Origin of the sequence: Pseudomonas sp. KBW05 (assembly GCF_003852405.1) — a bacterium.
In the GTDB taxonomy this organism is placed as follows: domain Bacteria; phylum Pseudomonadota; class Gammaproteobacteria; order Pseudomonadales; family Pseudomonadaceae; genus Aquipseudomonas.
Genome location: NZ_QAJM01000018.1, coordinates 244,159 through 255,908 on the forward strand (window position 1 = coordinate 244,159; position 11,750 = coordinate 255,908).

The window sequence follows — 11,750 nt, forward strand, 5'->3', positions numbered from 1 at the left end:
CCCGCGATGACGCCTCTAGATGCCAAGCGCCCGCTGCAGCTCAATGCTCAGGGTCAGTTGCAACACTTTTTGTCCCTCGACGGTTTGCCCCGCGAACTGCTCACCGAAATCCTCGACACTGCCGACTCGTTCCTCGAAGTCGGTGGCCGCGCGGTGAAGAAGGTCCCGCTGCTGCGCGGCAAGACCATCTGCAATGTGTTCTTCGAGAACTCCACCCGCACCCGCACCACCTTTGAACTGGCGGCCCAACGGCTGTCGGCCGATGTGATCACGCTGAACGTGTCCACCTCGTCGGCGAGCAAGGGCGAAACCCTGCTCGACACCCTGCGCAACCTCGAAGCCATGGCCGCCGACATGTTTGTGGTACGCCACGGCGACTCCGGCGCCGCGCATTTCATCGCCGAGCACGTGTGCCCGCAGGTCGCGATCATCAACGGCGGCGACGGCCGTCACGCCCACCCGACCCAGGGCATGCTCGACATGCTCACCATCCGTCGGCACAAGGGCAGCTTTGAAAACCTCTCGGTGGCCATCGTCGGCGACATCCTGCACTCGCGGGTCGCACGCTCGAACATGCTCGCCCTGAAAACCCTGGGTTGCCCGGACATCCGCGTGATCGCGCCAAAAACCCTGCTGCCGGTCGGCATCGAGCAATACGGCGTGAAGGTCTACACCGACATGGCCGAAGGCCTCAAGGATGTGGACGTGGTGATCATGCTGCGCCTGCAACGCGAGCGCATGTCCGGTGGCCTGCTGCCGAGCGAAGGTGAGTTCTACCGCCTGTTCGGCCTGACCACCGCACGTTTGGCCGGCGCCAAGCCGGATGCCATCGTGATGCACCCGGGCCCGATCAACCGTGGCGTGGAGATTGAGTCGGCGGTGGCCGACGGTCCGCAATCGGTGATCCTGAACCAGGTCACCTACGGCATCGCCATCCGCATGGCCGTGCTGTCCATGGCCATGAGCGGGCAAACCGCGCAACGTCAATTCGAGCAGGAGAACGCCCAGTGAAGCTCAGCATCCTCGGCGCCCGCGTCATCGATCCGGCCAGTGGCCTGGATCAAGTTACCGATCTGCACCTGGAAGCCGGCAAGATCATTGCCATCGGCGCTGCGCCTGCCGGTTTCAGCCCGATGGAAACCATCGACGCCAAAGGCCTGGTGGCCGCACCTGGCCTGGTGGACCTGAACGTCGCCCTGCGCGAACCGGGCTACAGCCGCAAAGGCAGCATCATCAGCGAAACCCGCGCGGCGGCAGCCGGTGGCGTGACCAGCCTGTGCTGCCCGCCGCACACCAAGCCGATCCTCGACACCTCGGCGGTGACCGAGCTGATCCTCGACCGCGCCCGTGAAGCCGGCAATTGCAAAGTGTTCCCCATCGGCGCCCTGAGCAAAGGCCTGGAAGGCGAACAACTCGCCGAACTGATCGCCCTGCGCGACGCCGGTTGCGTGGCCTTCGGCAACGGCCTGGAAAGCTTTCGCAGCACCCGCACCCTGTGCCGCGCCCTGGAATACGCGGCCACCTTCGACCTGACGGTGATCTTCCACTCCCAGGACCGCGACCTGGCCGAAGGCGGCCTGGCCCATGAAGGCGCCGTGGCCAGCTTCCTCGGCCTGCCGGGCATTCCGGAAACTGCCGAGACCGTGGCTCTGGCCCGCGACCTGCTGCTGGTGGAACAAAGCGGCGTGCGCGCGCACTTCAGCCAACTGACCAGCGCCCGCGGTGTCGCCCTGATCGCCCAGGCCCAGGCCCGTGGCTTGCCGGTAACGGCGGATGTGGCGTTGTACCAGCTGATTCTGACGGACGAGGCGCTGATCGACTTCTCCAGCCTGTACCACGTGCAGCCACCGCTGCGCACCCGTGCCGACCGCGACGGTTTGCGGGCGGCGGTTAAATCCGGTGTGGTTTCGGCGATTTCCAGCCACCACCAGCCCCACGAGCGTGATGCCAAGTTGGCGCCGTTTGGTGCGACAGAGCCGGGGATCAGCAGTGTTGAGCTGTTGTTGCCGTTGGCGATGACGTTGGTGGAAGAAGGTCTGCTGGACCTGCCGACGCTACTGGCACGTCTGAGCACTGGCCCGGCCGAGGCGTTGCGCCTGCCAGCAGGCAAGCTGGCCGTGGGTGCGGCAGCGGACGTGGTGCTGTTTGACCCGGCCAGCTCCACCGTGGCGGGCGAGCATTGGCTGTCGAAGGGCGAAAACTGCCCGTTCATGGGCCATAGCCTGCCGGCGGCGGTGCGTTACACCCTGGTCGACGGCCGGATTACCTACCAGGCCTAAAGCGGGCACGGTAAAAAATGTGGGAGCGGGCTTGCTCGCGAATGCGGAGTGTCAGTCGCTGAAGATGTTGACTGATCTACCGCATTCGCGAGCAAGCCCGCTCCCACATTGGGTTTTGCATAAACCTCTGAAAAATCAGCGGCCGTTGTTACGCTCGGCATTGCGGATCGAAATCTGCGTATTCAACGTCCAGAAGTCATACAGCACCCCCACCAGGAACAAACCGCCGGTCAGCAGGTAGATCAAGCCGGTGATCCATTTGCCCTGATACATGCGGTGCACACCGAACACCCCCAGGAACGTCAACAGAATCCAGGCCACGTTGTATTCGATGGGCCCTGCGGTAAACCGCAGATCGGCTTCACGGTCCATGGCCGGGATCAGGAACAGGTCGATCAGCCAGCCAATGCCCAGCAGACCGAAGGTGAAAAACCAGATCGTGCCGGTCACGGGTTTGCCGTAATAGAAGCGGTGCGCGCCGGTAAATCCAAAAATCCAGAGCAGGTAACCGATCACCTTACTGTGCGTGTCGTGCTGCGAAACATCTTGCCGATAGGTGTTCATGGCGTACCTCTTTTGCCTCGATAGATAAATATTTTCATTTTCTTTGTGACTTTTTTACGGGCGCCCGACGTGTGGCCGATGGTATCTTCCCTCCCGCAAAGCCTTATGCCACCTGACTTGTGTAGGACAATTGCGGCGATTCGTCGCGTTTTTGCTGACTTTGACCCCAAGGTTCAATCGACAAACGGCCTTATAACGACACAAAAAGCTGTTATAAAGTTGCGCGCAAACCAAAAAGAGCCACGCCTAATGCGACCATTTTTCAAGACATGGCTAACCATTTGCCTATTAATGCCACTGGCCGCCCACGCCACCAATCGTGAGCAACGACTTCCGAACGTTAATGGTTTCACCCCTAAAGTTCACAGCACACCCGGCACCACCAAGGCGGTCAAACTGACCGTCAACCGCCCGACTCAACTGAGCAAGGCCCACGCTAACGGCCTGGTCGGCGTCAACACCAAGCAAAGCAGCAATGTCCTCAGCCGCGCCGTCAACGTGCTCGGTACCCCTTATCGTTGGGGCGGCAGCAGCCCAAGTAAAGGGTTCGATTGCAGTGGTTTGGTGAAATATGCGTTTAACGACGTTGCTGCAGTGGACCTGCCGCGCACTTCCAATGCCATGGCCGCCGGCCACGGGCAGAAGGTTGATCGCAAGGACTTGAAGCCGGGCGACCTGTTGTTCTTCAAACTGAAGAGCCGCCAGGTCAACCACGTCGCCATCTACCTGGGCAACGACCGCTTTATCCACGCACCGCGTCGCGGCAAGTCGGTAAGCATCGACACGCTGAAGAAGCCGTTCTGGGATAAGAACTACGTGATTGCCAAGCGCGTTTTGCCGAAAGAGCAGAACAACCTGCGGGTCGTGCAACGCTGATTTCAAGCTGCAATGCAGTACAAAATGTGGGAGCGGGCTTGCTCGCGAATGCGGTGTATCAGTATCAGATGAGCTGACTGATCCACCGCTTTCGCGAGCAAGCCCGCTCCCACATTGGATTTTCAGTGTTCTCGAGAGCTAAATATCCCCAGGCACCCTCGCCTTCTCCCGCGCAACTTCCCGACTGACAACTCCCTCGCCCACCAGCGCCTTCAAGCTCATATCCAGCGTCTTCATCCCCAACGCCCCGCCGGTCTGGATCGCCGAGACCAGTTGCGCCACCTTGTCCTCGCGAATCAAATTGCGGACCGCCGGTGTGCCCAACAGGATTTCATGAGCCGCCACACGCCCGCCGCCAAGTTTTTTCACCAGCACCTGGGACACCACCGCCTGCAACGACTCCGATAGCATCGAGCGGACCATGGCCTTTTCCCCTGCCGGAAACACATCCACCAGCCGATCCACGGTCTTGGCCGCCGATGCGGTGTGCAGGGTGCCAAACACCAGGTGCCCGGTCTCAGCGGCCGTCAGGGCCAGGCGGATGGTTTCCAGGTCGCGCAGTTCACCCAACAGAATCACATCCGGGTCCTCCCGCAGCGCCGAGCGCAACGCCGCCGAAAAGCTGTGGGTATCCCGGTGCACCTGACGCTGGTTGATCAGTGCGGCTTTTGGCCTGTGGATAAATTCGATGGGGTCTTCCAGTGTGAGGATGTGCTGGCGTCGATGCTGATTGAGATAGTCGATCATCGCCGCCAGGGTGGTGGACTTGCCCGAACCGGTCGGCCCGGTAACCAGCACCAGGCCACGGGGCAGTTGGGCGATACGCTGGAAGACTTCCCCCAGGCCCAGGCTTTGCAGGCTCTGGACCTCATGGGGAATGGTGCGAAACACCGCGCCCATGCCGCGATCCTGCTGGAACACATTCACCCGGAACCGCGCCACGCCCGGCAGCTCGAAGGCAAAATCCGTTTCAAGAGATGTTTCGAAATCCTTTTGCTGGTGTTGATTGAGCAGAGGGCTGAGCAAATCCGCCACTTGGGGCGCCGACAGCACCGGCCAATCCAGCGGCCAGACCTCGCCATCCACACGCAGCATCGGCGCCAGGCCGGCCGACAAATGCAGGTCGGACGCGCCACGGCGCACGCCTGCCGTCAGCAGTTCAGTGATATCCATAGGGCTTTCCATTTCCAGTAGAATGCCGCGGACTCCATGTCCACGGGCGCATCTTGAATGTCCACGATAGCAGACAACATTGAGCTGGTTAGCCAGCGTATCCGCGCCGCCGCCGACGCCGCCCAGCGTGACGCAAACAGCGTCCACCTGCTGGCCGTGAGCAAGACAAAACCCGCCCAGGCCGTGCGTGAAGCCTACGCCGCCGGGATGCGCGACTTTGGCGAGAACTACCTGCAAGAGGCCCTGGGCAAACAGGCAGAATTAACCGACCTGCCCTTGAGTTGGCACTTCATCGGCCCCATTCAATCGAACAAGACGCGCGCTATCGCCGAGAACTTCGCTTGGGTGCATTCCGTGGAACGCCTGAAAATCGCACAACGCCTGTCCGAACAACGCCCGGCTGACCTGCCACCGCTGAACATCTGCATCCAGGTCAACGTCAGTGGCGAAGCCAGCAAGTCCGGCTGTACGCCCGCCGACCTGCCGGCCCTGGCCCAGGCGATCAGCGCCCTGCCGCGCTTGCAGCTGCGGGGCTTGATGGCGATTCCCGAGCCGACGGAAGATCGTGCCGCGCAAGATGCAGCCTTCGCCACGGTGCGTGAGCTGCAAGCCGGTTTGAATCTGCCGCTCGACACACTTTCCATGGGCATGAGCCACGACCTTGAGTCAGCCATCGCCCAAGGCGCCACCTGGGTGCGGATCGGTACCGCACTGTTTGGCGCCCGCGACTACGGCCAGCCGTGAAATGGCTGACTTTTCACTGAATAAGGACCTGTCATGAGCAACACGCGTATTGCCTTTATCGGCGCCGGTAACATGGCGGCCAGCCTGATCGGTGGCCTGCGGGCCAAGGGCCTGGATGCTGCGCAGATCCGCGCCAGCGACCCGGGTGCCGACACCCGTGCCCGCATCAGCGCCGAGCACGGTATCGAGACCTTTGCCGACAACGCCGAGGCCATCCAGGGCGTCGATGTGATCCTGCTGGCGGTCAAGCCGCAGGCCATGAAGGCCGTGTGCGAAAGCCTGCGCCCAAGCCTGCAACCGCACCAGCTGGTGGTGTCCATCGCCGCAGGCATTACCTGCGCCAGCATGAACAACTGGCTCGGCGCCCAGCCGATCGTGCGCTGCATGCCCAACACCCCGTCGCTGCTGCGCCAGGGCGTGAGCGGCCTGTACGCCACCGCCGAAGTCAGCGCCGCGCAACGGGATCAAGCCCAGGAGCTGCTGTCCGCCGTGGGCATCGCCCTGTGGCTGGAAACCGAGCAGCAACTGGATGCGGTCACCGCCGTGTCCGGCAGCGGCCCGGCGTATTTCTTCCTGCTGATCGAAGCCATGACCGCCGCCGGCGTGAAGCTGGGCCTGCCTGCGGAAATTGCCAAGCAACTGTCGGAACAAACCGCACTGGGCGCGGCAAAAATGGCCGTGACCAGCGACGTCGACGCCGCCGAACTGCGCCGCCGCGTGACCTCGCCGGGCGGCACCACGCAAGCCGCCATCGAATCCTTCCAGGCCGGGGGCTTTGAAGCCCTGGTGGAAACAGCACTGGGTGCCGCAGCACATCGTTCGGCGGAAATGGCCGAGCAGCTGGGCAAATAAAGAGTCGTCCCAATCAAGGAATCAAACATGCTTGGCCTTAATGACGCGCTTATTTTCATCATCCAGACCCTGGGCAGCCTGTACCTGCTGATCGTGCTGATGCGTTTTATCCTGCAACTGGTGCGGGCGAACTTCTACAACCCGCTGTGCCAATTCGTGGTCAAGGCCACACAGCCGTTGCTCAAGCCGCTGCGCCGGATCGTACCCAGCATGTTCGGACTGGACATGTCGTCGCTGGTGCTGGCGCTGCTGCTGCAGATCGTGCTGTTTGCCGTAGTGCTGTTGCTCAAGGGCTTCCTGCCCTACACCGTGCTGCTGTTGCCATGGGCGCTGATCGGCGTCTTCTCACTGTTTTTGAAGATCATCTTCTGGTCGATGATAATCAGCGTGATCCTGTCCTGGGTCGCACCGGGCAGCCGCAGCCCTGGCGCCGAGCTGGTGTTCCAGATCACCGAGCCGGTGCTGGCGCCGTTCCGTCGCTTGATCCCGAACCTGGGTGGCCTGGACATCTCGCCGATCTTCGCGTTCATCGCGATCCAGCTGATCCAGGGCTGGGTGATCCCGTACCTGGCTGAGTTTGCAGCAATGCCCAAAATGCTGTTCGGGCTGATCTGACACGCATCACCTAAATGTGGCAGGCCTGTGTGGGAAAGGGCTTGCTGTGGCGAGGGAGCTTGCTCCCGCTGGGCTGCGCAGCGGCCCCAAGATCTTGGGAGCGCTTCGCACTCCAGCGGGAGCAAGCTCCCTCGCCACAGGGCCCACACAAGCCGCTCCCCTATTTTGTATCTGCGCACGAGTGCAGGCCTTTGCTTGCCGCTAGGGTCCCCGCTCTTTAGACTTACGCCTCATTTAAACGAGAGCAGGGTCGATGCCAGCTGCCTTCCCCCCCGATTCTGTTGGACTGGTCGTGCCCCAAGTGGCGCACTTCAGCGAACCGCTGGCCTTGGCCTGTGGCCGTTCGCTGCCTGCCTATGACCTGATCTACGAAACCTACGGCCAACTGAACGCCACGGCGAGCAACGCCGTGCTGATCTGCCACGCCCTGTCCGGCCATCATCACGCCGCCGGCTTCCATTCTGCCGACGACCGCAAGCCCGGCTGGTGGGACAGTTGCATCGGCCCCGGCAAGCCCATCGACACCGACAAGTTCTTTGTGGTCAGCCTGAACAACCTCGGCGGCTGCAACGGTTCCACCGGCCCCAGCAGCCTCAACCCGGAAACCGGCAAGCCGTTCGGCGCCGACTTCCCGGTGCTTACCGTGGAAGACTGGGTGCACAGCCAGGCGCGCCTGGCCGACCTGCTGGGCATCAACCAGTGGGCCGCCGTGATCGGTGGCAGCCTGGGCGGCATGCAGGCCCTGCAATGGACCATCACTTACCCGGATCGCGTGCGCCATTGCCTGGCCATCGCCTCGGCACCGAAGTTGTCGGCGCAGAACATCGCCTTCAACGAAGTGGCGCGTCAGGCGATCCTCACCGACCCCGAGTTCCACGGCGGTTCGTTCCAGGAAGCCGGGGTGATCCCCAAGCGTGGCCTGATGCTGGCGCGGATGGTCGGGCACATCACCTACCTGTCCGATGACTCCATGGGCGAAAAATTCGGCCGTGGCCTCAAGAGCGAAAAGCTCAACTACGACTTCCACAGCGTCGAGTTCCAGGTGGAGAGCTACCTGCGTTATCAGGGCGAGGAGTTCTCCGGGCGTTTCGACGCCAACACCTACCTGCTGATGACCAAGGCCCTGGACTACTTCGACCCGGCGGCCAACCATGACGACGACCTGGCAAAAACCTTCGAACACGCCACGGCCAAGTTCTGCGTGATGTCGTTCACCACCGACTGGCGCTTCTCGCCGGCGCGCTCCCGTGAGCTGGTGGATGCCCTGATGGCCGCACGCAAAGACGTCTGCTACCTGGAGATCGACGCTCCGCAAGGCCACGACGCCTTCCTGATCCCGATCCCGCGCTACCTGCAAGCGTTCAGCAACTACATGAACCGAATCGTATTGTGAGAAAGCCATGAGAGCCGACCTGGACATCATCCAAGACTGGATCCCCGCCGGCAGCCGCGTGCTCGACCTGGGCTGCGGCGATGGCGAACTGCTGAGCTGGCTGCGGGACAACAAGCAAGTCACCGGCTACGGCCTGGAAAACGACCCGGACAACATCGCCCAGTGCGTGGCCAAGGGCATCAACGTGATCGAGCAGGACCTGGACAAGGGCCTGGGCAACTTTGCCAGCAACAGCTTCGATATCGTGGTGATGACCCAGGCCCTGCAAGCGGTGCACTACCCGGACCGCATCCTCGACGAAATGCTGCGCGTCGGCCGCCAGTGCATCATCACCTTCCCCAATTTCGGCCACTGGCGCTGCCGCTGGTACCTGGCCACCAAGGGCCGCATGCCGGTCTCGGACTTCCTGCCGTACACGTGGTACAACACGCCCAACATCCACTTCTGCACCTTCGAAGACTTCGAAGCCCTGTGTGGCGAGCGTGAAGCCAAGGTGATCAACCGCCTTGCCGTCGATCAACAGCACCGCCACGGCTGGGCGAGTAAACTATGGCCCAACCTGTTGGGCGAAATTGGTATCTACCGGGTCAGCAGCCCTGGCCTGACCGACCACAAGATTGCCGTCTAATCATTTTCAAGAGGGATGATCATGAGTCGCTTGGCTATTTTTCTATTGACCGCGTGCCTGGGCACCAGCGCCATCGCAGCGGACTCTATCGACGCTAATCGCAAGAAAGACTTCGGTGACATCACCGTTCACTACAACACCTTCACCTCCAGCTTCCTGCCACCGGAAACCGCCCAGAAGATCGGCGTGGTGCGCAGCAAGGAGAAGGGCCTGATCAACGTGACCGTGATCAAGGGCGTTGCCCCAGTAGCGGCGCAAGTGACCGGCACCATCAAGGACCTGGGCGGCAAGAGCGAGGTCCTGACCTTCAAGCAGATTACCGAGAAAAGCGGGGTCAGTTACCTCGCGCCCTACTCCGTCACGCAGCGTGAATACAAGACGTTTACCATCAACGTTGAAACCGGCGGCAAAGCCCATAGCTTCCAATTCAACCAAGAACAGTTCCCGGCCGAATGATGAAACTCACCCAACTCGTACTGGCCAGCCATAATGCCGGCAAACTCAAGGAACTGCAGGCCATGCTCGGCGAATCGGTGCAATTGCGCTCGATTGGCGAGTTCAGCCAGGTAGAGCCGGAAGAAACCGGCCTATCGTTCGTCGAGAACGCCATCCTCAAGGCGCGCAATGCCGCACGCATCTCCGGCCTGCCGGCGCTGGCCGATGACTCGGGTTTGGCGGTGGACTTCCTCGGCGGCGCGCCAGGCATCTATTCGGCGCGTTATGCCGATGGCAAGGGCGACGCGGCCAACAACGCCAAGCTGCTGGACGCCCTCAAGGACGTGCCGGACGATGAGCGTGGCGCGCAGTTCGTCTGCGTGCTGGCCCTGGTGCGCCACGCCGATGACCCGTTGCCGATCCTCTGCGAAGGCCTGTGGCACGGGCGCATCCTGCATGCGGCCAGCGGTGAGCATGGCTTTGGCTACGACCCGCTGTTCTGGGTGCCGGAGCGCAATGTCTCCAGCGCAGAACTGAGCCCGGCCGACAAGAACCAGATCAGCCACCGCGCCCGCGCAATGGATTTGCTGCGCCAACGCCTGAGCCTGAAATGACCCAAAACACCTCTGCGCAGCCGCTGATCCACGGCGGCGCGCAAACACCACGGGCGGCTTTGCCCCTGCTGCCGCCCCTGGCGCTGTACATCCACATTCCGTGGTGCGTACGTAAATGCCCGTATTGCGACTTCAACTCCCACACCGCCAGCAAAGTGCTGCCAGAAGAAGAGTATGTGGACGCCTTGCTGGCCGACCTCGATCAAGACCTGCACGCCGTTTACGGTCGCGAGCTGAGTTCGATCTTCTTCGGTGGCGGCACGCCGAGCCTGTTCAGTGCGGCGGCGCTGGGCCGCTTGCTCAAAGGCGTGGAAGCGCGCATCCCGTTTGCCGGCGATATCGAGATCACCCTGGAAGCCAACCCCGGCACCTTCGAACAAGAGAAGTTCGTGGCGTACCGCAAGCTGGGGATCAACCGCCTGTCCATCGGCATCCAGAGCTTCCAACAGGAAAAGCTTGAGGCCCTGGGCCGCATCCACAATGGCGACGAAGCCGTACGCGCGGCGGGTATGGCGCGCCAGGCCGGGTTCGACAACTTCAACCTGGACCTGATGCACGGCTTGCCTGATCAGTCCCTGGACGACGCCCTGAGCGACCTGCGCCAGGCCATCGCGCTGAAGCCGACGCATTTGTCCTGGTACCAACTGACCCTGGAACCCAACACGGTGTTCTGGAACCAGCCGCCTGCGCTGCCGGAAGACGACACGTTGTGGGACATCCAGGAAGCCGGCCAGGCGCTACTTGCCGAGCATGGTTACGCGCAATACGAAGTGTCGGCCTATGCCCAACCGGGTCGCCCGGCGCGGCACAACCTGAACTACTGGAGCTTTGGCGACTTTATCGGCATCGGCGCCGGCGCTCACGGCAAGCTCAGCCATCCGGACGGGCGCATCGTGCGCACCTGGAAAACCCGCGCGCCGAAGGACTACCTCAACCCGGCGAAAAACTTCCAGGCCGGCGCGAAAGAACTGACCAATGAGGAGCTGCCGTTCGAGTTCCTGATGAACGCCTTGCGCCTGACCGAAGGCGTCGAAGCCAAGCTGTACGCCGAGCGCACCGGCCTGGACCTGGCCAGCCTGGATGAAGGCCGTCGCGAGGCCGAACAAAGTGGCTTAATGCAGGTCGAACCGTCACGCCTGGCGGCGACCGACCGCGGGCAACTCTTTCTCAATGACCTGTTGCAGAAGTTTTTGAGCTGATCGCTCTAAGGAAATCGAATGGATTTGGTACTCGACCTGCTCGCCACCGTATCCCGCTGGAGCCGTAGCAACCTGTCGGAAATCTCCCTGGCCCTGGTGGGCTGCTTGCTGGTGCTGTTTGGTGCCGACATCAAGGGCTGGGTCGAAGCCCGCCTGGGCAGCGTGGCCGGTGCGTTGCGCGTACCGTTGATGGCGTTGCTGTGCATGATTGGCAGCGGTGCGGCGTTGATCTACGCCACGCCGTGGATTGTGCGGGGGTTGAGCCAGTTCAATAACTACAGCCTGGCGCCGGTGTTGGTGGTCGTATTGGTACTGATTGGCGTAGTAGCAGACCGCCGCTGACCCCGAGCACACCGAGAAGCAAATGTGGGAGCGGGC

At 62.0% G+C, this 11,750-nt stretch carries 14 protein-coding genes; 12 read left to right on the forward strand and 2 right to left on the reverse strand.

Annotation, left to right across the window (positions count from 1 at the left end; genetic code table 11):
- Positions 1 to 6 precede the first annotated feature (6 nt).
- Together DBR46_RS18320 and DBR46_RS18325 are read left to right on the forward strand one after the other, a co-directional pair.
- Positions 7 to 1,011 (forward strand): aspartate carbamoyltransferase catalytic subunit, encoded by a 1,005-nt coding sequence (locus DBR46_RS18320; protein WP_124527306.1) that lies wholly within the window; start codon positions 7 to 9, stop codon positions 1,009 to 1,011.
- On the forward strand, positions 1,008 to 2,279 hold the full coding sequence (locus DBR46_RS18325) for a dihydroorotase (RefSeq protein WP_124527307.1): 1,272 nt from the start codon (positions 1,008 to 1,010) through the stop codon (positions 2,277 to 2,279). Before DBR46_RS18320 ends, DBR46_RS18325 begins: the two co-directional genes overlap by 4 nt.
- 135 nt (positions 2,280 to 2,414) lie before the next feature.
- Here DBR46_RS18325 and DBR46_RS18335 read toward each other — a convergent pair whose 3' ends face one another.
- Positions 2,415 to 2,843, reverse strand: a complete 429-nt coding sequence (locus tag DBR46_RS18335) for a TM2 domain-containing protein (RefSeq protein ID WP_124527308.1) — start codon at positions 2,841 to 2,843, stop codon at positions 2,415 to 2,417.
- Between the two features lie 249 nt (positions 2,844 to 3,092).
- Here DBR46_RS18335 and DBR46_RS18340 point away from each other — a divergent pair, with 249 nt between their 5' ends.
- Positions 3,093 to 3,719, forward strand: a complete 627-nt coding sequence (locus DBR46_RS18340) for a C40 family peptidase (protein ID WP_124527309.1) — start codon at positions 3,093 to 3,095, stop codon at positions 3,717 to 3,719.
- 138 nt (positions 3,720 to 3,857) lie between these two features.
- On the opposite strand, the gene DBR46_RS18350 is transcribed toward DBR46_RS18340, so the two are convergent.
- Positions 3,858 to 4,892 carry a type IV pilus twitching motility protein PilT gene (locus DBR46_RS18350; RefSeq protein ID WP_124527311.1) on the reverse strand — a complete coding sequence of 345 codons (1,035 nt, stop codon included), beginning with the start codon at positions 4,890 to 4,892 and terminating at the stop codon, positions 3,858 to 3,860.
- Between the two features lie 57 nt (positions 4,893 to 4,949).
- On the opposite strand from DBR46_RS18350, the gene DBR46_RS18355 reads away from it, so the two are divergent.
- The 9 genes from DBR46_RS18355 (at position 4,950) to DBR46_RS18395 (ending at position 11,714) form a co-directional block, all read left to right on the forward strand.
- Positions 4,950 to 5,636 (forward strand): YggS family pyridoxal phosphate-dependent enzyme, encoded by a 687-nt coding sequence (locus tag DBR46_RS18355; RefSeq protein ID WP_124527312.1) that lies wholly within the window; start codon positions 4,950 to 4,952, stop codon positions 5,634 to 5,636.
- A 33-nt stretch (positions 5,637 to 5,669) separates the two neighbouring features.
- Complete coding sequence (gene proC, locus DBR46_RS18360; protein ID WP_124527313.1) at positions 5,670 to 6,488, forward strand: pyrroline-5-carboxylate reductase; 819 nt, start codon at positions 5,670 to 5,672, stop codon at positions 6,486 to 6,488.
- A gap of 27 nt (positions 6,489 to 6,515) precedes the next feature.
- A complete protein-coding gene (locus DBR46_RS18365; RefSeq protein ID WP_124527314.1) occupies positions 6,516 to 7,103 on the forward strand; it encodes a YggT family protein in 588 nt (195 codons plus the stop codon).
- Positions 7,104 to 7,356: 253 nt separating this feature from the next.
- Complete coding sequence (locus tag DBR46_RS18370) at positions 7,357 to 8,496, forward strand: homoserine O-acetyltransferase (protein ID WP_124527315.1); 1,140 nt, start codon at positions 7,357 to 7,359, stop codon at positions 8,494 to 8,496.
- 7 nt (positions 8,497 to 8,503) lie between these two features.
- Positions 8,504 to 9,124, forward strand: coding sequence for a methionine biosynthesis protein MetW (gene metW, locus DBR46_RS18375; RefSeq protein WP_017735309.1), 621 nt, complete (start codon positions 8,504 to 8,506; stop codon positions 9,122 to 9,124).
- A 21-nt stretch (positions 9,125 to 9,145) separates the two neighbouring features.
- A complete protein-coding gene (locus tag DBR46_RS18380; protein WP_124527316.1) occupies positions 9,146 to 9,580 on the forward strand; it encodes a DUF4426 domain-containing protein in 435 nt (144 codons plus the stop codon).
- Positions 9,577 to 10,173 (forward strand): RdgB/HAM1 family non-canonical purine NTP pyrophosphatase, encoded by a 597-nt coding sequence (rdgB, locus tag DBR46_RS18385; protein ID WP_124527317.1) that lies wholly within the window; start codon positions 9,577 to 9,579, stop codon positions 10,171 to 10,173. Before DBR46_RS18380 ends, rdgB begins: the two co-directional genes overlap by 4 nt.
- Positions 10,170 to 11,372: a radical SAM family heme chaperone HemW gene (gene hemW / locus DBR46_RS18390; protein WP_124527318.1), complete on the forward strand. Its 1,203-nt coding sequence runs from the start codon at positions 10,170 to 10,172 to the stop codon at positions 11,370 to 11,372. Before rdgB ends, hemW begins: the two co-directional genes overlap by 4 nt.
- Before the next feature lie 18 nt (positions 11,373 to 11,390).
- The gene (locus DBR46_RS18395) at positions 11,391 to 11,714 is read left to right on the forward strand and encodes a DUF3392 domain-containing protein (RefSeq protein ID WP_010207241.1); all 324 of its coding nucleotides are present in this window, start codon (positions 11,391 to 11,393) and stop codon (positions 11,712 to 11,714) included.
- Positions 11,715 to 11,750 lie beyond the last annotated feature (36 nt).

Excerpts from the sequence above, each read along its gene's own strand:
- DBR46_RS18320 (WP_124527306.1), top strand. The coding sequence starts at position 7 with ATGACGCCTCTAGATGCCAAGCGCCCGCTGCAGCTCAATGCTCAGGGT.
- DBR46_RS18355 (WP_124527312.1), top strand. The coding sequence starts at position 4,950 with ATGTCCACGATAGCAGACAACATTGAGCTGGTTAGCCAGCGTATCCGC.
- DBR46_RS18380 (WP_124527316.1), top strand. The coding sequence starts at position 9,146 with ATGAGTCGCTTGGCTATTTTTCTATTGACCGCGTGCCTGGGCACCAGC.
- DBR46_RS18335 (WP_124527308.1), bottom strand. The coding sequence starts at position 2,843 with ATGAACACCTATCGGCAAGATGTTTCGCAGCACGACACGCACAGTAAG.
- proC (WP_124527313.1), top strand. The coding sequence starts at position 5,670 with ATGAGCAACACGCGTATTGCCTTTATCGGCGCCGGTAACATGGCGGCC.
- DBR46_RS18340 (WP_124527309.1), top strand. The coding sequence starts at position 3,093 with ATGCGACCATTTTTCAAGACATGGCTAACCATTTGCCTATTAATGCCA.
- DBR46_RS18370 (WP_124527315.1), top strand. The coding sequence starts at position 7,357 with ATGCCAGCTGCCTTCCCCCCCGATTCTGTTGGACTGGTCGTGCCCCAA.
- DBR46_RS18350 (WP_124527311.1), bottom strand. The coding sequence starts at position 4,892 with ATGGATATCACTGAACTGCTGACGGCAGGCGTGCGCCGTGGCGCGTCC.
- DBR46_RS18395 (WP_010207241.1), top strand. The coding sequence starts at position 11,391 with ATGGATTTGGTACTCGACCTGCTCGCCACCGTATCCCGCTGGAGCCGT.
- rdgB (WP_124527317.1), top strand. The coding sequence starts at position 9,577 with ATGATGAAACTCACCCAACTCGTACTGGCCAGCCATAATGCCGGCAAA.
- metW (WP_017735309.1), top strand. The coding sequence starts at position 8,504 with ATGAGAGCCGACCTGGACATCATCCAAGACTGGATCCCCGCCGGCAGC.
- hemW (WP_124527318.1), top strand. The coding sequence starts at position 10,170 with ATGACCCAAAACACCTCTGCGCAGCCGCTGATCCACGGCGGCGCGCAA.
- DBR46_RS18365 (WP_124527314.1), top strand. The coding sequence starts at position 6,516 with ATGCTTGGCCTTAATGACGCGCTTATTTTCATCATCCAGACCCTGGGC.